Below are 22,173 nucleotides of genomic sequence, written 5' to 3' on the forward strand. Positions count from 1 at the left end.
TTCATCGGCTTGTCGTATTAATTCCTTCTTTGTTCCGTGCGACCTTGACGGCGCTGTCGGCGTGGACCGGCACGGCACCAGGCAAAGCCCTCATCGAGCTCGGTCCGAGAGAAGGAAGAAGGTGGGCGGATGGCCGCCACCCACAGAATCGCCACGGGCACCGTGATCGCCGCGGTCTGCGTCGCCTCGCTCGCCGGCTGCGGGAGCGGCGCCGGCGGCACCGGCGAGCGGGCTCGTGACCAGGAGAAGGCCAAGCCGGCTCCGGCACCGAAGAACGTCGTCCGGCTGATCGGCGACGGCTCCACCGCGTACACCGGGGCACAGCCGCACCTGCCCCGGCCCGAGCGGCTGAAGCGCGGCGAGAAGCCCCCGCAGTTCGTGGTCTTCTCCTGGGACGGCGCGGGCGAGGACAGCCAGAAGCTCTTCTCGCATTTCCGCAAGGTCGCCAAGGAGAACAACGCGACCATGACGTACTTCCTGAGCGGCGTGTACCTGCTGCCGGAGGAGAAACGCGATCTGTACCGCCCGCCGCGGCACTCCCCGGGCCGCTCCGACATCGGTTTCAACGACCAGGAGGGCATCGCCGACACCGTGGAGCAGCTGCGTCTCGCCTGGCTCGAGGGCAACGAGATCGGCACTCACTTCAACGGGCACTTCTGCGGCAGCGGCGGTGGCGTCGGCGAATGGTCGGTGGCGGACTGGAAGGACGAGATCGCCCAGGCCAAGAGCTTTGTGAAGACCTGGAAGACCAACACCGGCATGAAGGACTCGGCCCCACTGCCCTTCGACTACGACAAGGAGCTGATCGGCGCCCGCACCCCCTGCCTGGAGGGGCGGGAGAACTTCATGAAGGCCGCCCGCGACCTGGGTTTCCGTTACGACACCAGCGGGGTCGACAACCAGGTGTGGCCGAAGAAGGAACAGGGCCTGTGGGACCTGTCGATGCAGCTCGTGCCCTTCCCCGGACACTCCTTCGAACAGCTCACCATGGACTACAACTTCATGGTCAACCAGTCGGGCACCACCACCCAGGGCGACCCCGCCAGACACGAGATGTGGGGCGACCAGATGCGGGACGGCCTCCTCCAGGGGTTCGAGCGGGCCTACGAGGGCAACAGGGCGCCCCTGATCATCGGCAACCACTTCGAGTCCTGGAACGGCGGCACCTACATGCGGGCCGTCGAGGAGGTCATCGAGGAGGTGTGCACCAAGTCCGAGGTGCGCTGTGTCTCGTTCCGGCAGCTCGTGGACTGGCTGGACGCCCAGGACCCGGAGGTCCTGGCGAAACTGCGCACGCTGGATGTCGGCGAGGCTCCGAAGAAGGGCTGGGAGTCCTTCCTGGCGGGTGGTTCCGCGCCGGCCCCCAAGGGGGCGCCCGGAGCCGCGGCCGAGAAGCGGTGAGCGTCAGGCGGACGCCGTGACGTTCTCGCCGAGCACGAAACCGGGGTCGATCTGGGCCGCCAGGTCGGTCCCGGTGCGCTCGTCGCCCCACGACCGGGCGTTCTTCAGGTGGAAGTGCGTCATCTGGCGGGTGTAACGCTCATGGTCGCGCGACGCGTACGTCGCGTCGGCGGCCGAGTGCAGCAGGCGCAGCGCGTGCCGGTTGGGTTCCTCCAGGAGGCCGAAGCGGAGCGGGCGGCCCTTCTCCATGGCGCGGACCCAGTCCGAGTGCCCCACCGTCACCAGCAGGTCCTCCCCGGCCTCCGCGCGGAGGAAGTCGAGGTCGTCCGGGCCCTGCACCTTGTTGCCGACGACCTTCAGGGTGACGCCGAAGTCGCGGGCGTACTCCTTGTACTGGCGATAGACGGAGACCCCCTTCCGGGTCGGCTCGGCCACCAGGAACGTGATGTCGAAGCGGGTGAACATGCCGGAGGCGAAGGAGTCCGAGCCGGCCGTCATGTCGACCACGACGTACTCGCCGGGGCCGTCCACCAGGTGGTTCAGGCACAGCTCCACCGCCCCGGTCTTGGAGTGGTAGCAGGCGACGCCCAGGTCGGCGTCGGTGAAGGGGCCGGTGACCATCAGGCGGACGGCCCCGCCGTCGAGTTCCACCGGCCGTGCGCAGGCGTCGTAGACCGGATTGTCCTCGCACACCCGCAGCAGCCGGGAGCCCTCACCGGGCGGAGTGGTCTTGATCATCGTCTCGGCGGACGCGATGCGCGGATTGGTGCCGCGCAGATAGTCCTTGATCAGCGGCAGGTGCTCGCCCATCGCGGGCAGCGCGGCGGCCTCCGCCTCGTCCAGGCCCAGCGCGGCCCCGAGGTGCTGGTTGATGTCGGCGTCCACCGCGACGACCGGGGCCCCGGCGGCCGCGAGATGACGGATGAACAAGGAGGACAGGGTCGTCTTCCCGCTGCCGCCCTTTCCCACGAAAGCAATTTTCATGTTCACCAAGCGTAATGGATTGATCGCTTTATGTGGTGGTCGGGCGTGAAGAAGACCACTCCTTCGTGGGGTGGGCGCCGGGGGTGCGTAGTGTCGTACTCATGAGTACGACAGGCGCGACCGCCGATCCGCTCGCCGCCCTGGGCTCCCTGCCCGGAGTGGCCGACTCCGTGGAGTCCGTGCGCAAGGCCGTGGACCGGGTCTACGGACACCGGGTCATGCGGCGGCGCAGCAACGAGATCACCTCCGAGGCGGCGCTGCGCGGCGCCCGTGGCTCGGCGGCGCTGTCGGGCGCGGACTGGGCCCTCGAGGAGGTGCGTCGGCGCAGCGACTTCAGCGGCGACGACGGCGCCCGCACGATGGGCGCGGCGCTGCGGCTGACCGCCGAGGCGGGGCAGTTGCTGTCCATCTGGCGGCAGTCGCCGCTGCGGGTCCTGGCCCGGCTGCACCTGGTCGCGGCGGCCGACAAGGCCGAACGGGTCGGACGGCCCCGTCAGGAGGGCGAGCCGGTCGTCGAGCCCTTGATCGGGCTCGGTCTGCCGAGTGCGGCGGAGGCGCACGGCCGGCTGGACGGGCTGTCCGAACTGATCATCGCGGGCGGTTCCGCGCCGGCGCTGGTGACGGCCGCCGTCGTGCACGGCGAACTCCTCGCGCTGCGCCCCTTCACCTCCCACAACGGCCTGGTCGCACGTACGGCCGAGCGCATCGTCCTGGTCGGCAGCGGTCTCGACCCCAAGTCGGTCTGCCCGGCCGAGGTCGGTCACGCAGAACTGGGCCGGAAGGCCTATCTGGAGGCGCTGGAGGGCTACGTCTCCGGTACTCCCGAGGGTGTGGCGGCCTGGATCGCCCACTGCGGACGCGCGGTCGAGCTGGGCGCGCGCGAGTCGACGGCCGTCTGCGAGGCGCTCCAGCGCGGGGCCGCGTAAAGGGGCCGGGCGGGAGCCGGACGGAAATGCGGCGGTACGAATACTCGTACCGCCGCTGGCACGTCCACCGCGTTACCAAGCGTCCTCGATATGTGCCCATCAGGTCGGGGGCTTTGCCCGTCACCTGGTGCGGCTGGCCCGTAATCGACGGGTCGGCGTCGCGTGGGTTCCCGGTGTTCGTGCTCGGTCCGTGGGGCCACTGATGCGTGGGTGAGGGTGATCCTCTCGGATGCCCTTGGTCTCGCGGGCCGTCAAGTCCTTTGTACTCCGGGTTCGGGGCAAGTGGAAGTCCTCGCCCCGCTTCTTTGCTTTTGTGCCCGAAGGCGTGCGGAAGGGGCGGGCGCGGGCGACTCGTGCGGGGGCGGTCAGGCCGCCGTCGTGCGGCGTCGGCTCGCGTACCAGACGAGGCCCGCGGTGGCCGCCGCGGCGCCTATGGCGGCCGCCGCGACCAGGGCGGGGCGCGGCGGTACGGAGAACGCGGGGAAGCGCTGCTTGAGCCGTACCGGCCGGTGGAAGTCGAGGATCGGCCACCCCCGCGCGAGGGCCTCCCGGCGCAGTGCGCGGTCCGGGTTCACGGCGTGCGGGTGGCCCACGGACTCCAGCATCGGCACATCGGTCACCGAGTCGCTGTAGGCGTAGCAACGGGCCAGGTCGTAGCCCTCCGACTCGGCCAGCTCCCTGATCGCCTCGGCCTTGGTCGGGCCGTACGCGTAGTACTCCACCTCGCCGGTGAAGCACCCGTCGTCGCCCACGGCCATACGGGTGGCCACCACCCGGTCCACGCCGAGCAGTTCGCCGATCGGTTCGACCACCTCGGCGCCCGACGTGGACACGATCACGACATCGCGTCCCGCGGTGTGGTGCTGCTCGATGAGGGTGGCGGCCTCGTCGTAGATGATCGGATCGATCAGGTCGTGCAGCGTCTCGGCGACGATCTCCCTGACCTGCTGGACGTTCCAGCCGCGGCACAGCGCGGACAGGTACTTGCGCATCCGCTCCATCTGGTCGTGATCGGCGCCGCCGGCCAGGAACACGAACTGGGAGTAGGCGGTGCGCAGGACGGCCCTGCGGTTGATCAGGCCGCCTTGATAGAACGACTTGCTGAACGTGAGCGTGCTCGACTTCGCAATGACCGTCTTGTCCAGGTCAAAGAAGGCGGCTGTGCGGGGCATCGAGTGGTTTTCCACGTCCCTGAGCATAGGCGCAGCCCATTCGGCGTAAGGTGGGGCGTGTGGGTTTGCCTGAGAGGGCTCTCGGGTACACCATGGAAGTCACGGATCGTTCGCGACCGTGCTAACCCGGTCCGACTCCTCCCCCCCCGAGTCGGCCGTGGGGACGACCCCCGCTCTCCCCCCCGGCGGGGGTCGTCGCATGTCCGGGTGGGTTTTCCTCAATCTCCTCGTGGTGGGCGCACTGTGCCGGTACCGGGCTCGCCCTTTTTGTCATGCGCATGAGTAGTTACCCGCGGTAGTCGCCGGACTGCTCTGCGGAAGTCGCACAGGGGGTGCGCGGGAGTCACCGGTATGGGTGACCGCGATATTCACAGCCGCCGGCTCGTCCACAGTTATTGGTCAAGATCCACATGTTTTTCCGCATCGCCGCATCGTGATTCCGGTGCGTCCCGCTCGCCGTGAGTTCACATCCGGTTCCGTTTGTCGGGTCGCCCGCGGCCGGTTTCCGTCGGCCGTTCAAAGGGAGACCGCTTGTCGGCTCTTCACACGTCTGGGAATCGCGGGGCCGCAGGGGCTGCGCGAGAGATGCGGCAAAGGGGGACGAACATGTCCGGAACCATCACTCACGATCCGCCGCCGGCCACCGGAGGAGGCCGGCCGGACGCACCGCTGATCCTCACCGAGGACGCCGGGCTCCTCGACGACCTGCTGCGCCTGTGCGCGGCGGCCGGCGCCACACCGGAGGTCCATCACACGGTGCCGGAACCAAGGGGCGGCTGGGAGGCCGCACCGCTCGTCCTGGTCGGGGACGACGCCGCGCGACGGGTGCGCGGGGCGGCGCGCCGGCCGGGGGTGGTGCTGGTCGGCCGGGACCAGGACGATCCCGGGGTCTGGCGGCGGGCCGTCGAGATCGGCGCCGACCACGTCCTGATGCTGCCCGACGGCGAGCAGTGGCTGGTCGACCGCATCGCCGACGTGGTCGAAGGCGTCGGACGGCCCGCCCTGACGGTCGGCGTCATCGGCGGCCGGGGCGGTGCCGGAGCGTCCACGCTCGCGTGCGCGCTCGCCGTCGCCTCCGCGCGTGAGGGGCTGCGCACCCTCCTGGTGGACGCCGATCCGCTGGGCGGCGGACTCGACGTGGCCCTCGGGGGCGAGACGGCCAAGGGGCTGCGCTGGCCGGCGTTCGCCGCGTCACACGGCCGGGTCGGCGGCGGCGCCCTGGAGGAGTCGCTGCCGGAACTGCACTCGCTGCGCGTACTCAGCTGGGACCGCGGCGACTGTCTCGCCGTACCGCCCAGGGCCGTGCGCGCGGTGCTCGCCGCGGCGCGGCGCGGGGGCGGCGCCGTCGTGGTCGACCTGCCGCGCCGCGTCGACGACGGGGTCGCCGAGGTACTCGCCCAGCTCGACCTCGGGCTCCTCGTGGTCCCCGCGGAACTGCGCGCCGTCGCGGCGGCGGGCCGTGTCGCCTCCGCCGTGGGCATGGTCCTGCGCGATCTGCGGGTGGCGGTGCGCGGGCCGTACGCGCCGGGACTGGACGACCGGGAAGTGGCCCGGTTGCTCGGACTTCCCCTCGCCGGGGACGTGCCCGGCGAACCCGCCCTGCGGCGCCCGTACGAGGCGGGCCGGCCGCCCGGCGTCTCGGGCCGGGGACCGCTGGCCCGTTTCTGCAGGGAGTTCTGGGAGCGGGCGCTGGTGGAGGCGAGGGCGGCATGAGGAGGCAGGCGACGAGCGCGGCGGTCATGCCTCCCGGGCTGCTCGACGGGGTACGGCGGTGGCTGGCCGAGAGCGGGGCCGAGCCGACGCCCGCGCGGGTGGCGCAGGCACTGCGGGACCAGGGGCGGGTGCTCGGCGACGCCGAGGTGCTCGGGGCGGCCGAGCAGTTGCGGTCCGAGCTGGTCGGCAGCGGACCCCTGGAGCGGCTCCTGTCCGAGCCCTCGGTGACCGATGTGCTGGTGTCGGCGCCGGACCGGGTCTGGGTGGACCGGGGCGGCGGGCTGGAACTGACCGAGGTGGCCTTCTCCGACGAGACGGCCGTCCGGCGCCTCGCCCAGCGGCTCGCCGCCGTGGCCGGCCGGCGCCTGGACGACGCCCGGCCCTGGGTCGACGCACGGCTGCCCGACGGAACCAGACTGCACGCGGTGCTGCCCCCGGTGGCCGTCGGCTGCGCCTGCCTGTCGCTACGGGTCGTACGACCGCGCGCCTTCACCCTCGACGAACTCGTGGCGGCCGGGACGGTCCCGCCGGGCGGGGACCGCGTGCTGCGGGCGCTGCTGGACGCGCGGCTGTCGTTCCTCGTCAGCGGGGGGACCGGCAGTGGCAAGACGACCCTGCTGAGCGCGCTGCTGGGGCTGGTCGGGCCGGACGAGCGCATCGTCCTGGCCGAGGACTCGGCGGAACTGCGGCCCGATCATCCGCACGTCGTGCGCCTGGAGACCAGACCCGCCAACCAGGAGGGCGCGGGCCTCGTCACCCTCGAGGACCTGGTGCGGCAGGCACTGCGGATGCGGCCGGACCGGCTGGTCGTCGGCGAGGTGCGCGGCCCGGAGGTGGTTCATCTGCTGGCCGCCCTCAACACGGGCCACGACGGCTCGGGAACGGTCCATGCCAATGCCGCCACCGACGTACCGGCCCGGCTGGAGGCGCTCGGTACGGCCGCCGGACTCGACCGGTACGCCCTGCACAGCCAGGTCTCGGCCGCCCTCTCGGTGGTGCTGCACCTCGTGCGCGACCGGAGCGGACGGCGGCGGATCGCGGAGGTGCATGTGCTGGAACGGGACCCGTCGGGGCTGGTGCGGACGGTGCCGGCGCTGCGGTGGGGCCCGCAGGCCTTCACCCGGGAGCGGGGATGGCAGCGCCTGCGGGAGCTGCTCCGGAACACGAACGCCGGCGGACCGGGGGCGGGGATCGGGGAATGAACGGGACGACCGAGGTGTCGACGGGTGCGGCCGTGGCGTGCCTGGGGGCCGCGGCCTGGCTGCTGGGCGGAGGGCATGCCGGGGCCGGGCGGGCGCGACTGCTGCTGGCCGGCGGGGAGGCGGTGGGCGGCGGGCCGCCGGGGTGGCCCCGGGTGGCCCGGGCGTGGGGACGGACGCGCGGACGGCTGCGGGCCGAGTGGTGGTCGTTGGCCGCGGGCCTGGTGCTGGCGGTACTGGGTGCGTCGCCGCTGCCGGTCGTCGCGGGGGCGGCCGGGGTGCCCTTGCTGCGGCGGGTGCGGCGGGCCGCCGGGCGACGCCGCGCGCGAGAGGACCGCGGCGACGCGGTGATCGCTCTGTGCGGAGCGCTCGCCGGGGAGGTGCGCGCCGGGCGACAGCCGGGAGAGGCGCTGCTGCCGGCCGCGCGGGACTCCGGCGGGCTCGGTGACATGCAGGCGACGGTGCTGGCGGCGGCGCGCTTCGGCGGGGACGTCCCGGAGGCACTCGCGGAGGCGGCGCGGGAGCCGGGCGCCGAAGGACTGAGGGGACTCGCCGCGTGCTGGCGGGTGGCGGTGGACCAGGGAGCCGGGCTCGCTGCCGGGCTCGACCGGCTGGAAGCGGCGCTGCGCGCCGAACGGGACCAGCGGGCCGACCTGCGAGCCCAGTTGGCCGGCGCCCGCGCGACGGCGGTGCTGCTCGCCGGGCTGCCGGTCGTGGGCCTGGCGCTCGGGGCGGCGCTCGGCGCCGACCCGCTGCACATCCTGCTGCACACACCGTCGGGACTGGTCTGTCTGGCGGCCGGCGGAGTGCTGGAGGGCCTGGGGCTGTGGTGGGCCCTGCGGATCGTGCGGGGTGCCGAGGAGGCGGCGGCATGAGCGGAGAACTCGTCCACGGGCTGGGGGCGGTGCTGGGGGCGGTGTCCGCGCTCGCCGGCCTGGCGGGGTGGTGGGGCCGTGTGCGGCAAGGACGGAGAGCGCGGCGCCGACTGGCCGAGGCGCTGACCCTGGAACGGACGGTGGCTGCCCCCCACCTCGCACTGCTGCGCGTCGTGCGGAGCCGGCTGCCGTACGCGGGAGTGGCGGGCGCCGGATGGGTGCTGGTGGGCGGTCCGGCCGGAGCGGTGGCGGGGTCGGCCGTGGCGGCGGGACTGTGGTGGTGGCGTCTGCGGCGGAGGGCGGCCGCTCCGCACGCGCGGGAGCCCGGCACCGCCGGGGCGGAACGCCAACTGCCGCTCGCCGCCGATCTGCTGGCCGCCTGCATCGCGGTGGGCGCGGGCCCGGTACTCGCCGCGCAGACCGTCGGAGAGACCTTGGGCGGGCCGGTCGGGGAGGCGCTGGCGCGGGGCGCGGCGGAGGTGAGACTCGGCGGTGAACCGGCCGCGGCATGGCGCCGGCTGGCGTCGGTGCCGGGCGCCGGGCCTCTGGCCCGGCTGCTGGAGCGGGCCGATGTGTCCGGACTTCCCCTGGCCGTTCCCGCGACCAGGCTCGCCGCCGATGCCCGTGCGGAGTGGACCCGCGCGGCGACCACACGGGCCCGGCGGGCGGCTGTCATGGTCAGCGCGCCGGTGGGGCTGTGCTTCCTGCCCGCGTTCATCGCGGTCGGCGTGCTGCCCGTGGTGATCGGGCTCGCGGGCGGGGTGCTGGGAGGAGGCGGCGTCTGACGGGAGGCGACTGACGGAAGCGACACGAACCACAAGATCAATGCGACTTCTCCTCATGGGGGTTGAGATGTATCAGGCGGTACGGGCACGACTGCGTGCCCTGGTGTGCAAGGTGCGTACGGCACGGAGGGACGCCGGAATGGTGACCTCGGAGTACGCGATGGGCGTGGTGGCGGCGGTGGCGTTCTCCGTCGTGCTCTACAAGGTGGTCACCAGCGGACCGGTCAGCACGGCGCTGCGGAACATCGTGCAGCAGGCGCTCGATGGCCGGATGTGAACGGCGTGCGGACCGCGGGTTCGTGACGGCGGAGTCGGCCATGGTGCTGCCCGTGCTGGTGATGTTCGCGATGGCACTGGTCTGGGGCTTGCTGGTGGTGGCGGCACAGATCCGGTGCGTGGACGCGGCGCGCGCGGGCGCCCGCGCGGCGGCCCGGCAGGATCCTCCTGACGCCGTCGTCGAGGTGGCCCGCGAGGCGGCGCCGCCCGGCGCGAGAGTCACGGTGAGCCGGGAGGCCGCGCAGGTCCGGGTGGTCGTCGAGGCCAGGCCACCGGTCCTGCGCGGACTCCCCTTCGAGCTGCGGGAGGAGGCCGTCGCCGCGGTGGAGGAGGCGGCGACGTGAGGGCCCGTTTCCGGACACGGGGGCCGACGGACGGGTGGCGGCACGCGCGGTGCTCCGACCGGGGGTCGGCGACCGTCTGGAGCGTCGGTGCGATCGCCGTGCTGTGCGTGGTGTTCGGTGTCGTCCTCGCCCTGGGGCACGCCGTCGTGGTCCGGCACCGGGCGGCCGGCGGCGCGGACCTGGCGGCGCTCGCGGCGGCGGACCACTGGACGGAGGGCGGTACGGCGGCCTGTGCCCGGGCGGACCGGGTGGCCCGGGCGCAGGGCACGCGGCTCGTACGGTGCGTGATCACCGGCGAGGTGTCGGACGTGTCGGTGGCTTCGGGCCGGGGGCCGTTCACGGCGGAGATCAGGGCCCGGGCGGGCCCGGCGGGACCTCCGTCCCGGACACCGACCCCCGCTGCGCCCCGGCAGCACCCCCCGCGTCCTCCGGCTTCTCCTCCGGGGCGCTCTCCAGCAGCACCGTGAGGAGTCGTACCGCGCCCCGCTTGTGCAGCGGATCGTTGCCGTTGCCGCACTTGGGGGACTGGATGCAGGAGGGACAGCCGGCGTCGCACTCGCAGGAGGCGATGGCCTGACGGGTGGCGGTGAGCCAGGCGCGGGCGGTGCGGAAGGCGCGTTCCGCGAAGCCCGCGCCGCCCGGGTGGCCGTCGTAGACGAAGACCGTGGGCAGCAGCGTGTCGGGGTGCAGCGGGACCGAGACGCCGCCGATGTCCCAGCGGTCGCAGGTCGCGAAGAGCGGCAGCATGCCGATCGAGGCGTGCTCGGCGGCGTGCAGCGCTCCGCCGAGGATCTCCGGGACGATCCCCGCCCGGTCCAGCTGGTCCTCGGTGACCGTCCACCACACCGCGCGGGTGCGCAGCGTACGAGGAGGGAGGTCGAGCTTCGTCTCGCCCAGCACTTCGCCGGTGACGACCCGCCGGCGCAGGAAGGAGACCACTTGGTTGGTGACCTCGACGGAGCCGTAGCAGAGGCGGCCGTCGCCCCACGGGACCTCGGTGTCCGTCTCCAGCACGGAGATCGACGTCGTGTCCCGGGCCACCGTGGTGTACGCGGGGGCCGCCCGCTCGACCAGGGCGACGGAGTCCTCCAGGTCGAGCGAGCGGACGAGATACGTCAGGCCCTGGTGCAGGTGCACCGCGCCCTCGTGGACGCTCGTGTGCGCCGCCCCCGCGTCGACCGTGCCCAGCAGCCTGCCCGTACCGGCCTCGACGACCTGGACCGGCCGGCCGCCCTGTCCCCGGATGTCGGTCAGGTCGGCGGCCCGCTCGCGGCGGGTCCAGTGCCAGGCCCTGGTCCGCCGGCGCAGCAGCTTCGCGGCCTCCAGCTGCGGGAGCAGGTCCTCGGCGGCCGGGCCGAACAGGGGCAGGTCCTCCTCGGTCAGCGGTAGTTCCTCGGCCGCCGCGCACAGGTGCGGGGCGAGCACGTAGGGGTTGTCGGGGTCGAGGACGGTGGACTCCACGGGCCGGTCGAAGAGGGCCTCGGGGTGGTGGACGAGGAAGGTGTCCAGGGGGTCGTCCCGGGCGACCAGGACGGCGAGGGCGCCCTGCCCGGACCGCCCCGCGCGCCCGGCCTGCTGCCACAGGGAGGCCCGGGTGCCCGGATAGCCGGCGATCACCACGGCGTCCAGGCCGGAGACGTCCACGCCGAGTTCGAGGGCGTTCGTCGCGGCGAGGCCGAGCAGTTCGCCGGAGTGCAGGGCGCGTTCCAGGGCGCGGCGTTCCTCGGGGAGGTAGCCGCCCCGGTACGCCGCCACCCGCCCGGCCAGCGAGCGGTCGACCTCGGCGAGGCGTTCCCGGGCGATCACGGAGATGAGTTCGGCCCCGCGCCGGGAGCGTACGAAGGTGACCGAGCGGACGCCCTGCACGGTGAGGTCGGTCAGCAGGTCGGCGGCCTCGGCGGTGGCCGTGCGGCGGACCGGTGCGCCCTTCTCGCCGTGCAGCTCGGTCAGCGGCGGCTCCCAGAGGGCGAACACCAGTTCACCGCGCGGTGAGGCGTCGTCGGCCACCTCCACGACCGGCAGGCCGGTGAGGCGGCGGGCGGCGACCGCGGGCTCGGCGGCGGTCGCGGAGGCCAGCAGGAACACGGGCGAGGCGCCGTAGCGGGCGCACAGGCGGCGCAGCCGGCGCAGCACCTGGGCGACGTGCGAGCCGAAGACGCCCCGGTAGGTGTGGCACTCGTCGACGACGACGTACTTCAGCGACTTCAGGAAGGAGGACCAGCGGGGGTGGGCCGGCAGGATGCCCCGGTGCAGCATGTCCGGGTTGGTCAGCACGTAGTTGGCGTACTGGCGGATCCACTCGCGTTCCTCGAACGGCGTGTCGCCGTCGTGGACGGCCGCGCGCACCGAATGGCCCAGCGGTTGTGAAAGTTCCTTCACGGATCGGCACTGGTCCGCCGCGAGGGCTTTCGTGGGCGCGAGGTACAGGGCGGTCGCGCCGCGGCCGTTCGGGGCCTCCGCGCCGTCCAGCAGGGTGGACAGGACGGGCATCAGGTACGCCAGGGACTTGCCGGACGCGGTACCGGTGGCGACCACGACGGACTCGCCGTCCAGGGCGTGTTCGGCGGCGCGTGCCTGGTGGGCCCAGGGGTGTTCGACGCCCGCGGCCCGCACGGCGGCGAGGACCTCCGGACGGATCCGGTCCGGCCAGACGGCATGGCGACCCTCACGCGGGGGCAAGTGCTCCGTATGAGTGATGCGCGAAGCCCGGCTCGGTCCGGACGCGAGCCGGTCCAGGACCGCGCCCGGGGCGGGCCCGGACGGAAGGCCCGTCGAGGGTCGATCGGATCGGTGATTCTTGGCCATCGGCACCGAGTGTGTCACTGGCGTGACGGACAATGGGGCCAAGGCGTCGTGCACGCCTGCCGGTAAGTGATTGAATGCCATCGCGGCTGGCGAACCGTCCCGGGGGCTGAGCCGAGATGCCCCAAGGGCGACCGCTCGATAGCTAGGTGCTGGAGGATCCGTGGACCTGTCCCTGTCGACCGAGACCATGGGCGATCGCACGATCGTCAGGGTCGGTGGCGAAATCGACGTATATACCGCGCCCAAGCTGCGCGAGCAGTTGGTCGAGCTGGTGAACGACGGCAGTTTCCACCTTGTCGTCGACATGGAAGGCGTGGACTTCCTCGACTCCACCGGACTCGGCGTGCTGGTCGGCGGCCTGAAGCGCGTCCGTGCCCATGAGGGCTCACTGCGCCTGGTCTGCAACCAGGAGCGTATTCTCAAGATCTTCCGCATCACCGGCCTCACCAAGGTGTTCCCGATCCACACCTCGGTGGAGGAAGCGGTGGCGGCCACCGACTGACCACCCTGCTCCCGGGCCGCGTGCCCGGGCGGCGGAAGAGAATCAAGAGGAGGGCCGGGCGTATGACGGCCCGGCCTCTCCACAGCACGCCCGTAGTCGCGAGGGGGATGCATGGCCACCGTCGAACTCCGCTTCAGCGCGCTGCCCGAGCACGTCAGGACCGCCCGGCTCGTGGCGGCGGCGGTGGCGCGCAGGGCCGGAGTGGACGAGGCCGTCCTCGACGAGGTCAGGCTCGCCGTCGGTGAGGCCTGCAGCCGTGCCGTGGGGCTGCACCGGAACGGCGGGATCTCGGCGCCCGTGAAGGTGCTGCTGATCGAGGAGGAGAAGCAGTTCTCCATCGAGGTCGGCGACGAGGTGCCCCACGCGGTTCCCGGCGAGCGGGCGCCCGGCGAGGCGTCGGGCGATGTGGCGGAGACCGAGGAGGACGAGATGGGCCTCGCGGTCATCAGCGGACTCGTCGACGACGTCGAGGTCAGTGCGGGGGAGCACGGCGGAGCGATCCGCATGAGGTGGCCCACCGCGCCGCCGGCCACTCTCCTCGCCTGACCGTTTCACCCGGACGGCGACTGTTCTTTCGAAGGGCCCCCTCGTGGGGCCCTTCGTCATGTGCGGGTGTCGGCGCCCGCGCTTACAGTGGTCTCGTGCGGTTGATCGCGTGAATTCGTTCACGACCGGCCGTGCCATGGAAATGTGATCACGAGAATGCTTCAAAGGCATTACCGATTTCCAGTCGTCGGCCATCCGGCGATCATTACGGAAGAGCGTGTGCAAGACATTTACATTTCGCGCGCTCTGTTTTGATCAGCTTCTGGTATCTACAATCCCGTCCACATCTTGAGCTCAGCCCAAGCGTCAAGGAGGACGAATGGCGGGGCTTTCCCTCACACAAGAGCCGGGCCGGTCCGCATCCCTCGCAGCCGCCGTGCTGACCGACGACAACCGCCTGCTCGTGGTGGTCATCGGCGTGGTCGCGCTGGCGGCACTGGTGGTCGCGGGATTCCTGGTGCGCCAGGTCCTCGCGGCCGGCGAGGGCACCGACAGCATGAAGAAGATCGCGGCAGCGGTCCAGGAGGGCGCGAACGCCTATCTGGCCCGCCAGTTGCGCACCCTCGGCGTATTCGCCGTCGTCGTGTTCTTCCTGCTCATGCTGCTGCCCGCGGACGACTGGAGTCAGCGTGCCGGACGATCGGTGTTCTTCTTGATCGGAGCGGCGTTCTCGGCGGCCACCGGCTATATCGGCATGTGGCTCGCCGTGCGCAGCAATGTACGGGTCGCGGCGGCGGCGCGCGAAGCGACTCCGGCCGTGGGCGAGCCGGAAAAGGATCTCACCGCCGTCTCGCACAAAGCGATGAAGATCGCTTTCCGTACAGGCGGTGTCGTCGGCATGTTCACCGTCGGTCTCGGCCTGCTGGGCGCCTCCTGCGTGGTGCTGGCGTACGCGGCCGACGCCCCGAAGGTGCTCGAGGGGTTCGGTCTCGGCGCCGCGCTGATCGCGATGTTCATGCGGGTCGGCGGCGGCATCTTCACCAAGGCCGCCGACGTCGGCGCCGACCTGGTCGGCAAGGTCGAGCAGGGCATCCCGGAGGACGATCCGCGCAATGCCGCGACCATCGCCGACAACGTGGGCGACAACGTCGGCGACTGCGCGGGCATGGCGGCCGACCTGTTCGAGTCGTACGCCGTGACCCTGGTGGCCGCGCTGATCCTGGGCTCGGCGGCGTTCGGCGACGCCGGGCTCGCCTTCCCGCTGCTGGTGCCCGCCATCGGTGTCCTCACCGCGATGGCGGGCATCTTCGCGGTGGCCCCAAGACGCGCCGACCGCAGCGGCATGAGCGCGATCAACCGGGGGTTCTTCGTCTCCGCGCTGATCTCGCTCGTCCTGGTCGCGATCGCCGTGTTCGTCTACCTGCCGTCGTCGTACGCCGATCTCGACGGCGTCACCGACGAGGCGATCCTGGGCAAGGACGGCGATCCGCGGATCCTCGCGCTCGTCGCGGTGGCCATCGGCATCGTGCTCGCCGCCCTCATCCAGCAGCTCACCGGCTACTTCACCGAGACCACCCGGCGTCCCGTGCGGGACATCGGCAAGACCTCGCTCACCGGCCCGGCCACCGTCGTCCTCTCCGGCATCTCGATCGGTCTCGAATCCGCCGTCTACACCGCCCTGTTGATCGGTCTCGGCGTGTACGGGGCGTTCCTGCTCGGCGGTACGTCGATCATGCTGGCGCTGTTCGCGGTGGCGCTGGCCGGCACCGGACTGCTCACCACGGTCGGTGTGATCGTCGCGATGGACACCTTCGGCCCGGTCTCCGACAACGCGCAGGGCATCGCCGAGATGTCCGGCGACGTGGAGGGCGCGGGCGCCCAGGTGCTCACCGACCTGGACGCGGTCGGCAACACCACCAAGGCCATCACCAAGGGCATCGCGATCGCCACGGCCGTACTGGCGGCGGCGGCGCTGTTCGGCTCGTACCGGGACGCCATCACCACCGGCGCGCGGGACGTGGGCGAGAGGCTCAGCGGTGAGGGCGCGCCGATGAGCCTGATGATGGACATCTCCCAGCCCAACAACCTCGTCGGTCTGATCGCGGGCGCGGCGGTCGTCTTCCTCTTCTCGGGGCTGGCGATCAACGCGGTGTCGCGGTCGGCGGGTTCGGTGGTCTACGAGGTGCGGCGGCAGTTCCGCGAGAAGCCCGGGATCATGGACCACAGCGAGGAACCGGAGTACGGGAAGGTCGTCGACATCTGCACCAAGGACGCCCTGCGCGAGCTCGCCACACCCGGACTGCTCGCCGTGATGGCGCCCATCTTCATCGGGTTCACGCTCGGCGTCGGCGCTCTGGGCGCCTTCCTCGCGGGCGCGATCGGCGCGGGCACCCTGATGGCGGTCTTCCTCGCCAACTCCGGTGGCGCCTGGGACAACGCGAAGAAACTCGTCGAGGACGGCCACCACGGCGGCAAGGGCAGCGAGGCCCATGCGGCCACCGTCATCGGCGACACCGTCGGCGACCCCTTCAAGGACACCGCAGGACCCGCGATCAACCCCCTGCTGAAGGTGATGAACCTGGTGGCGCTGCTCATCGCGCCCGCGGTCATCAAGTTCTCCTACGGCGCGGACAGGAGCGTCGGGATGCGGGTGCTCGTCGCGGTCCTGGCGCTGCTCGTGATCGTCGGCGCGGTGTACGTGTCCAAGCGGCGCGGCATCGCGGTGGAGGACGAGGACGACGCCGAGCCGGAACCCAAGTCCGCCGATCCGGCGGTGGTTTCCTAGCCTCGGACGGCGGACGCCGGATCAAGGTGCGGGCGGACGGTGCGCATTGACGTGCCGTCCGCCCTCTCCCCGTCCGCGGGGCCCATGCCGTGAGCCTTCTCTCGCGTGGTGCAAATGGCTTCAAAAGTCCCTTACCGGATGTTCGGCGGGTGGGTGTAGGCCATCCGGCGTGTATGTTCCGGGGCCGAAGGCCATGGAAGGGACCGATCCGGTGAACAAGAAGCTCGCGGCCGCACTGTCCGGCGGTGCGGTACTGGTACTGGCGCTGACGGGGTGCGGCGGCGACGACGACGAGAAGCTGGACGCCTGGGCGAAGCAGGTCTGCGACGCGGTGCAGCCGCAGGCCGCGAAGATCAAATCGGCCAACGCCGCGATCCAGGAGGAGACCTCGGACAACAGCACGCCGGAAGAGGTCCAGAAGGCCGACTCGAAGGCCTTCCAGGACATGTCCGACGCCTACAAGGCGATCGGGGCCGCCGTGAGCAAGGCCGGGGCGCCGGACGTCGAGGACGGGGAGAAGAAGCAGACGGACGCGGTCAAGGAGCTCAACGACATCTCCGCGTCGTACGCCTCGCTGAAGAAGCAGGTCGACGGCCTCGACACGGACGACCAGGCGGAGTTCGCCGACGGCCTGAAGGACATCGCCGCCGAGCTGGACAAGCTCGGCAAGAGCGGCAGCAACGCCCTCAGCACGCTGGAGGAGGGCGAGGTCGGCGAGGCGATGTCCCGGCAGCCCAGCTGCCGGACGGCCACCGCGACGGCGGGGACCGCCAAGAGCTGACACCGCGGGACGCGCCGGGTGAGGGCGGCGGCCACAATGGAGGGCGTGAGTGACGCCAGCCTGCCGCCCCTGCCCTCGTCCGACCGCCCCGAAGCCGCCGCCCGGCTGCGGGACGCGCTGCTCGGAGCCTCCTTCACCGCCGACGGACTGCTCGAACTGCTCGGCGCCCCCGCCTACGCGGCGCTGGCCCGCGGCGAGACGGTGCCCGCCCTGAGGGCCGCCCGCGGGGACACACCGCTGGAGACGCTCGTACGGCTGTTCCTGCTGCAGCGGCCCGTGCCGCACGCGCGCGTGGCGGACGTCCTGCCCGTCGACGTCTGTCTGGAGAGCGGATGGCTGACGCGCGCCGGCGCGGACGACCTCACCGCGACCGTGGACGTACGGCCGTACGGCGGGCCGGGCGGCGAGGACTGGTTCATCGTGTCCGACCTCGGGTGCGCGGTCGGCGGTGCCGGGGGCATCGGGAGCCGGGACGAGGACGTGGTGCTCGGCGTCGGCGGGGCGTCCACGACCCTGGCCGGCATCACCGTCCGTACACCCGTGGCCTGTGCGCTCGACCTCGGCACCGGGTCCGGCATCCAGGCACTGCACGCCGCCCGGCACGCCACGCGCGTGACGGCCACCGACGTCAACCCGCGCGCCCTGCACATCACCGCGCTCACCCTGGCCCTCTCCGGGGTCCCGGCCGCCGACCTGCGCGAGGGCTCGCTGTTCACTCCGGTCCGGGACGGTGAGACGTACGACCTGATCGTGTCCAACCCGCCCTTCGTGATCTCCCCGGGCGCCCGGCTCACCTACCGCGACGGCGGGATGGGCGGGGACGATCTGTGCCGCACGATCGTTCAGGAGGCGGGGGAACGGCTGAACGAGGGCGGGTTCGCGCAGTTCCTCGCCAACTGGCAGCACGTCGAGGGGGAGGACTGGCAGGACAGGCTCAGGTCGTGGGTGCCTCGCGGGTGCGACGCCTGGATCGTGCAGCGCGAGGTGCAGGACATCACCCAGTACGCCGAGCTGTGGCTGAGGGACGCGGGCGACCACCGCGGTGACCGGGCCGAGTACCGGGCGCGGTACGACGCGTGGCTGGACGAGTTCGAGGCGCGCAAGGTGAGGGCGGTCGGTTTCGGCTGGATCACCCTGCGCAAGTCGGGCTCCGCCGCGGAGTCGATCACGGTGGAGGAGTGGCCGCACCCGGTCGAGCAGCCGCTCGGCGAGACGGTCAGGGCGCACTTCGACCGGCTCGACTACCTGCGGACGCACGACGACGCGGCGCTCCTCGAAGCGCGCTTCGCGCTGGCCGCCGAGGTCGTGCAGGAGCAGGTCGGGCTGCCCGGCGCCGAGGACCCGGAGCACGTCGTGCTGCGGCAGAACCGCGGGATGCGCCGGGCCACCAAGGTGGACACGATCGGCGCGGGCTTCGCCGGCGTGTGCGACGGCACCATGGGCGCGGGCCGGATCCTGGACGCCATCGCCCAGCTCCTCGGCGAGGACCCCGTACTGCTGCGCGACCGGACGCCGGCCCAGATCCGGCTGCTCGTGGAGCAGGGGTTCCTGGAGCCCGTCGGCTGACACGGGCGACGGCGGGCTCCCGAGCGGCCCCCACGGGCGCCCCGGCAGGCCGCCCCATGAGTCACGTCACTGTCTTCCGCCGCTTCTTTCGCGCCTGCCGCGGACGCCTCCCCGGCCCTTTCACATCGATCCGGAATGTCCGTGAAAGGACCCCCGGGCCTGTCTCCGGACATGTGGTCAGGTCCGTGGCCTTCGCGTTCACCTCCGATTCGCCTGTCCGCCGCCCGGGCGTGACAGCGTCACTCCGGGGCCGGTACCGGCGGACGGGAAAGAGGGCATCGGGCGACCATGGAGAGCGGACCGGCGATCTTCGCGGGGGTGGTGTTCTGCCTGTTCGGGGGTGGGTTGCTGGCCTGGACCGTGACCCGTGCGCGGCAGCACCGTCCCGTCGCCCAGGGTGTGAGCCCCGTCGCATCGATCACCGTCGCGGGACTCGTCGCGATGATCTCCCTGGCCCTCGGCGCATGGTGTCTGACCCGCCTGTGAGGGGCCCGGAACCCTGGCGGCTCCAGGTAACCGGTAGATCGCACTCCGCATAAGCGCGGGCTGAGTCTGGACACTCCGGGCGGCAGGAACGGTGGTAGTCGGGTTACCGTTCGAGTGGCCGTTGCGGGCTTTTCCCGTTTGACACGGGGGCGGGATGTACCGTCACACTCCGCAGCGTCACCATGACCCGACCCCGGGGAGACCGCCTGGGGAGCCCCAAGCGCCGACCGGAGAGAAGAGCGAAGTTGTCCCCGACCAGCGAGACCGCGAAGGGCGGCCGCCGACTCGTCATCGTCGAGTCGCCTGCCAAGGCGAAGACGATCAAGGGCTACCTCGGCCCCGGCTACATCGTCGAGGCGAGCGTCGGGCACATTCGCGACCTTCCCAACGGCGCCGCCGAGGTGCCGGAGAAGTACACCGGCGAGGTGCGCCGCCTCGGTGTGGACGTCGACCACGACTTCCAGCCGATCTATGTGGTCAACGCGGACAAGCGGGCCCAGGTCAAGAAGCTGAAGGACCTGCTGAAGGAGTCCGACGAACTCTTCCTCGCCACCGATGAGGACCGCGAGGGCGAGGCCATCGCCTGGCACCTGCAGGAAGTGCTCAAGCCGAAGATCCCGGTCAAGCGGATGGTCTTCCACGAGATCACCAAGGACGCGATCCGCGCGGCCGTGGCCAACCCGCGCCAGCTCAACCAGAAGCTGGTCGACGCCCAGGAGACCCGCCGCATCCTCGACCGCCTCTACGGCTACGAGGTCTCGCCGGTCCTGTGGAAGAAGGTCATGCCCCGGCTGTCCGCCGGCCGCGTCCAGTCCGTCGCCACCCGGCTCGTGGTGGAGCGGGAACGCGAGCGCATGGCTTTCCGTTCCGCCGAGTACTGGGACCTGACGGGCACCTTCGCGACCGGCCGCGCCGGTGACGCGTCGGATCCCTCGTCGCTCCTGGCCCGCCTGCAGACCGTCGACGGGCGCCGGGTCGCGCAGGGCCGCGACTTCGACTCCCTGGGACAGCCGAAGAGCGCGAACACCCTCCACCTGGACGAGGCGAACGCCCGCGCCCTGGCCGCCGCCCTGGAGCACACGCGGTTCGCCGTGCGTTCCGTCGAGTCCAAGCCGTACCGCCGCTCGCCGTACGCCCCGTTCCGTACGACGACGCTGCAGCAGGAGGCGAGCCGCAAGCTCGGCTTCGGCGCGAAGGCCACGATGCAGATCGCGCAGAAGCTGTACGAGAACGGCTACATCACTTACATGCGCACGGACTCGACGACCCTGAGCGAGACGGCGGTCGCCGCCGCCCGCGCGCAGGTCACACAGCTGTACGGCGCCGACTACCTGCCCCCGCAGCCGCGCACCTACGCGGGCAAGGTCAAGAACGCGCAGGAGGCGCACGAGGCGATCCGCCCCTCGGGCGACCGCTTCCGCACGCCCGCCGAGACCGGGCTGACCGGCGACCAGTTCAGGCTCTACGAGCTGATCTGGAAGCGGACCGTCGCTTCCCAGATGAAGGACGCCACCGGCAACTCCGTCACCGTGAAGATCGGCGGCACGGCGGCCGACGGCCGGGACGTCGAGTTCAGCGCCTCCGGCAAGACGATCACCTTCCACGGCTTCCTGAAGGCGTACGTGGAAGGCGCCGACGACCCGAACGCCGAGCTCGACGACCGCGAGCGCCGGCTGCCGCAGGTCTCCGAGGGCGACGCCCTCACCGCCGAGGAGATCACGGTCGACGGGCACGCCACCAAGCCCCCGGCCCGCTACACCGAGGCGTCGCTGGTCAAGGAGCTGGAGGAGCGCGAGATCGGCCGTCCGTCGACGTACGCGTCGATCATCGGCACGATCCTCGACCGCGGCTACGTGTTCAAGAAGGGCACCGCCCTGGTGCCGTCCTTCCTCTCCTTCGCCGTGGTCAACCTGCTGGAGAAGCACTTCGGCCGGCTCGTCGACTACGACTTCACCGCCCGGATGGAGGACGACCTCGACCGCATCGCGCGGGGCGAGGCGCGGGCGGTGCCGTGGCTGAAGCGGTTCTACTTCGGCGAGGGAGCGAGCAACGGTGACGCGGCCGACGCCGGCAACGGCGACGGGGACCACCTCGGCGGTCTCAAGGAGCTGGTGACCGACCTGGGCGCGATCGACGCGCGCGAGGTGTCGTCGTTCCCGGTGGGCAACGGCATCGTGCTGCGGGTCGGGCGCTACGGCCCGTACATCGAGCGCGGCGAGAAGGACACCGAGCAGCACCAGCGCGCCGACATCCCCACGGACCTGGCGCCCGACGAGCTGACCGTCGAGCTCGCCGAGGAACTGCTCGCCAGGCCGAGCGGCGACTACGAGCTGGGCACCGACCCGGCGACCGGTCACACGATCGTCGCCAAGGACGGCCGCTACGGCCCGTACGTCACGGAGGTGCTCCCCGAGGGCACCCCGAAGACCGGCAAGAACGCGGTCAAGCCGCGCACGGCCTCCCTCTTCAAGTCGATGTCCCTGGACACGGTGACGCTCGACGAGGCGCTGAGGCTGATGTCGCTGCCGCGGGTGGTCGGCACGGACGCCGAGGGCCAGGAGATCACCGCGCAGAACGGCCGCTACGGGCCGTATCTGAAGAAGGGCACCGACTCACGGTCGCTGCAGTCCGAGGAACAGCTCTTCACGATCACGCTGGAGGAGGCGCTGGCGATCTACGCCCAGCCCAAGCAGCGCGGTCGGGCCGCGGCCAAGCCGCCGCTGAAGGAGCTGGGAACCGACCCGGTCAGCGAGAAGCCGGTCGTGGTGAAGGACGGCCGCTTCGGTCCGTACGTCACCGACGGGGAGACCAACGCGACGCTGCGCTCCGGCGACAGCGTCGAGGAGATCACCCCGGAGCGCGGGTTCGAGCTGCTCGCCGAGAAGCGGGCGAAGGGCCCCGCCAAGAAGACCGCGAAGAAGGCGGTCAAGAAGACGGCGGCGAAGAAGGCGCCGGCGAAGAAGACGGCGGCCGCCAAGAAGACCGCGGCGAAGACGACCACGACGGCGAAGAAGACCGCCGCCAAGAAGGCGACCGCCTCGAACGGGGCGGAGGACTGATCCCTCCCCTCGCGGGTAGACGCCAGGA

At 71.8% G+C, this 22,173-nt stretch carries 19 protein-coding genes; 16 read left to right on the forward strand and 3 right to left on the reverse strand.

All coding sequences use genetic code 11. The features are described from left to right. Window positions 1–129: 129 nt before the first annotated feature. Window positions 130–1,401 (forward strand): polysaccharide deacetylase family protein, encoded by a 1,272-nt coding sequence (locus tag ACZ8ZB_RS18405; RefSeq protein WP_470738787.1) that lies wholly within the window; start codon window positions 130–132, stop codon window positions 1,399–1,401. Between the two features lie 3 nt (window positions 1,402–1,404). Here the strand turns inward: ACZ8ZB_RS18405 and ACZ8ZB_RS18410 are convergent, their stop codons facing one another. Beyond that, window positions 1,405–2,385, reverse strand: coding sequence for an ATP-binding protein (locus ACZ8ZB_RS18410; protein ID WP_470738788.1), 981 nt, complete (start codon window positions 2,383–2,385; stop codon window positions 1,405–1,407). A 101-nt stretch (window positions 2,386–2,486) separates the two neighbouring features. Between ACZ8ZB_RS18410 and ACZ8ZB_RS18415 the strand changes: the two genes are divergently transcribed. Next, on the forward strand, window positions 2,487–3,311 hold the full coding sequence (locus tag ACZ8ZB_RS18415) for a Fic family protein (protein ID WP_470738789.1): 825 nt from the start codon (window positions 2,487–2,489) through the stop codon (window positions 3,309–3,311). A gap of 365 nt (window positions 3,312–3,676) precedes the next feature. Here the strand turns inward: ACZ8ZB_RS18415 and ACZ8ZB_RS18420 are convergent, their stop codons facing one another. After that, on the reverse strand, window positions 3,677–4,510 hold the full coding sequence (locus ACZ8ZB_RS18420) for an HAD family hydrolase (RefSeq protein ID WP_470738790.1): 834 nt from the start codon (window positions 4,508–4,510) through the stop codon (window positions 3,677–3,679). A gap of 579 nt (window positions 4,511–5,089) precedes the next feature. Here ACZ8ZB_RS18420 and ssd point away from each other — a divergent pair. The 7 genes from ssd (at window position 5,090) to ACZ8ZB_RS18455 (ending at window position 10,142) form a co-directional block, all read left to right on the forward strand. Beyond that, a complete protein-coding gene (ssd, locus tag ACZ8ZB_RS18425; protein WP_470738791.1) occupies window positions 5,090–6,196 on the forward strand; it encodes a septum site-determining protein Ssd in 1,107 nt (368 codons plus the stop codon). Beyond that, entirely contained in the window at window positions 6,193–7,398 is a 1,206-nt protein-coding gene (locus ACZ8ZB_RS18430; protein WP_470738792.1) for a TadA family conjugal transfer-associated ATPase, read from the forward strand. The genes ssd and ACZ8ZB_RS18430 overlap by 4 nt, the downstream gene beginning before the upstream one ends. Beyond that, a complete protein-coding gene (locus ACZ8ZB_RS18435; protein ID WP_470738793.1) occupies window positions 7,395–8,270 on the forward strand; it encodes a type II secretion system F family protein in 876 nt (291 codons plus the stop codon). The genes ACZ8ZB_RS18430 and ACZ8ZB_RS18435 overlap by 4 nt, the downstream gene beginning before the upstream one ends. Next, a complete protein-coding gene (locus ACZ8ZB_RS18440; protein WP_470738794.1) occupies window positions 8,267–9,055 on the forward strand; it encodes a type II secretion system F family protein in 789 nt (262 codons plus the stop codon). The genes ACZ8ZB_RS18435 and ACZ8ZB_RS18440 overlap by 4 nt, the downstream gene beginning before the upstream one ends. 67 nt (window positions 9,056–9,122) lie before the next feature. After that, entirely contained in the window at window positions 9,123–9,332 is a 210-nt protein-coding gene (locus ACZ8ZB_RS18445; protein ID WP_470741521.1) for a DUF4244 domain-containing protein, read from the forward strand. Then, the gene (locus ACZ8ZB_RS18450) at window positions 9,319–9,675 is read left to right on the forward strand and encodes a TadE family type IV pilus minor pilin (RefSeq protein ID WP_470738795.1); all 357 of its coding nucleotides are present in this window, start codon (window positions 9,319–9,321) and stop codon (window positions 9,673–9,675) included. The genes ACZ8ZB_RS18445 and ACZ8ZB_RS18450 overlap by 14 nt, the downstream gene beginning before the upstream one ends. Next, the gene (locus ACZ8ZB_RS18455; RefSeq protein ID WP_470738796.1) at window positions 9,672–10,142 is read left to right on the forward strand and encodes an Rv3654c family TadE-like protein; all 471 of its coding nucleotides are present in this window, start codon (window positions 9,672–9,674) and stop codon (window positions 10,140–10,142) included. Before ACZ8ZB_RS18450 ends, ACZ8ZB_RS18455 begins: the two co-directional genes overlap by 4 nt. Here the strand turns inward: ACZ8ZB_RS18455 and ACZ8ZB_RS18460 are convergent. Next, window positions 10,024–12,561, reverse strand: coding sequence for a DEAD/DEAH box helicase (locus tag ACZ8ZB_RS18460; RefSeq protein ID WP_470738797.1), 2,538 nt, complete (start codon window positions 12,559–12,561; stop codon window positions 10,024–10,026). The genes ACZ8ZB_RS18455 and ACZ8ZB_RS18460 overlap by 119 nt on opposite strands. Window positions 12,562–12,640: 79 nt before the next feature. Here ACZ8ZB_RS18460 and bldG point away from each other — a divergent pair, with 79 nt between their 5' ends. The 7 genes from bldG (at window position 12,641) to topA (ending at window position 22,145) form a co-directional block, all read left to right on the forward strand. Then, the gene (gene bldG / locus ACZ8ZB_RS18465; protein WP_003991900.1) at window positions 12,641–12,982 is read left to right on the forward strand and encodes an anti-sigma factor antagonist BldG; all 342 of its coding nucleotides are present in this window, start codon (window positions 12,641–12,643) and stop codon (window positions 12,980–12,982) included. 111 nt (window positions 12,983–13,093) lie between these two features. Then, entirely contained in the window at window positions 13,094–13,528 is a 435-nt protein-coding gene (locus ACZ8ZB_RS18470) for an ATP-binding protein (protein WP_470738798.1), read from the forward strand. Window positions 13,529–13,847: 319 nt separating this feature from the next. Next, window positions 13,848–16,253 carry a sodium-translocating pyrophosphatase gene (locus ACZ8ZB_RS18475; RefSeq protein WP_470738799.1) on the forward strand — a complete coding sequence of 802 codons (2,406 nt, stop codon included), beginning with the start codon at window positions 13,848–13,850 and terminating at the stop codon, window positions 16,251–16,253. A 193-nt stretch (window positions 16,254–16,446) separates the two neighbouring features. Next, on the forward strand, window positions 16,447–17,034 hold the full coding sequence (locus ACZ8ZB_RS18480) for a small secreted protein (protein ID WP_470738800.1): 588 nt from the start codon (window positions 16,447–16,449) through the stop codon (window positions 17,032–17,034). A gap of 36 nt (window positions 17,035–17,070) precedes the next feature. Next, entirely contained in the window at window positions 17,071–18,600 is a 1,530-nt protein-coding gene (locus tag ACZ8ZB_RS18485; protein ID WP_470738801.1) for a DUF7059 domain-containing protein, read from the forward strand. Between the two features lie 288 nt (window positions 18,601–18,888). Further along, on the forward strand, window positions 18,889–19,086 hold the full coding sequence (locus tag ACZ8ZB_RS18490) for a hypothetical protein (RefSeq protein WP_470738802.1): 198 nt from the start codon (window positions 18,889–18,891) through the stop codon (window positions 19,084–19,086). A 245-nt stretch (window positions 19,087–19,331) separates the two neighbouring features. After that, window positions 19,332–22,145 (forward strand): type I DNA topoisomerase, encoded by a 2,814-nt coding sequence (gene topA / locus ACZ8ZB_RS18495; RefSeq protein ID WP_470738803.1) that lies wholly within the window; start codon window positions 19,332–19,334, stop codon window positions 22,143–22,145. Window positions 22,146–22,173 lie beyond the last annotated feature (28 nt).

This window comes from Streptomyces sp. 12E, assembly GCF_055633275.1.

Bases quoted from the DNA above. Each gene is read 5' to 3' on its own strand.
- ACZ8ZB_RS18405 (WP_470738787.1), top strand. From the start codon at position 130: ATGGCCGCCACCCACAGAATCGCCACGGGCACCGTGATCGCCGCGGTC.
- ACZ8ZB_RS18410 (WP_470738788.1), bottom strand. From the start codon at position 2,385: ATGAAAATTGCTTTCGTGGGAAAGGGCGGCAGCGGGAAGACGACCCTG.
- ACZ8ZB_RS18415 (WP_470738789.1), top strand. From the start codon at position 2,487: ATGAGTACGACAGGCGCGACCGCCGATCCGCTCGCCGCCCTGGGCTCC.
- ACZ8ZB_RS18420 (WP_470738790.1), bottom strand. From the start codon at position 4,510: ATGCTCAGGGACGTGGAAAACCACTCGATGCCCCGCACAGCCGCCTTC.
- ssd (WP_470738791.1), top strand. From the start codon at position 5,090: ATGTCCGGAACCATCACTCACGATCCGCCGCCGGCCACCGGAGGAGGC.
- ACZ8ZB_RS18430 (WP_470738792.1), top strand. From the start codon at position 6,193: ATGAGGAGGCAGGCGACGAGCGCGGCGGTCATGCCTCCCGGGCTGCTC.
- ACZ8ZB_RS18435 (WP_470738793.1), top strand. From the start codon at position 7,395: ATGAACGGGACGACCGAGGTGTCGACGGGTGCGGCCGTGGCGTGCCTG.
- ACZ8ZB_RS18440 (WP_470738794.1), top strand. From the start codon at position 8,267: ATGAGCGGAGAACTCGTCCACGGGCTGGGGGCGGTGCTGGGGGCGGTG.
- ACZ8ZB_RS18445 (WP_470741521.1), top strand. From the start codon at position 9,123: ATGTATCAGGCGGTACGGGCACGACTGCGTGCCCTGGTGTGCAAGGTG.
- ACZ8ZB_RS18450 (WP_470738795.1), top strand. From the start codon at position 9,319: ATGGCCGGATGTGAACGGCGTGCGGACCGCGGGTTCGTGACGGCGGAG.
- ACZ8ZB_RS18460 (WP_470738797.1), bottom strand. From the start codon at position 12,561: ATGGCATTCAATCACTTACCGGCAGGCGTGCACGACGCCTTGGCCCCA.
- ACZ8ZB_RS18470 (WP_470738798.1), top strand. From the start codon at position 13,094: ATGGCCACCGTCGAACTCCGCTTCAGCGCGCTGCCCGAGCACGTCAGG.
- ACZ8ZB_RS18475 (WP_470738799.1), top strand. From the start codon at position 13,848: ATGGCGGGGCTTTCCCTCACACAAGAGCCGGGCCGGTCCGCATCCCTC.
- ACZ8ZB_RS18480 (WP_470738800.1), top strand. From the start codon at position 16,447: ATGGAAGGGACCGATCCGGTGAACAAGAAGCTCGCGGCCGCACTGTCC.
- ACZ8ZB_RS18485 (WP_470738801.1), top strand. From the start codon at position 17,071: ATGGAGGGCGTGAGTGACGCCAGCCTGCCGCCCCTGCCCTCGTCCGAC.
- ACZ8ZB_RS18490 (WP_470738802.1), top strand. From the start codon at position 18,889: ATGGAGAGCGGACCGGCGATCTTCGCGGGGGTGGTGTTCTGCCTGTTC.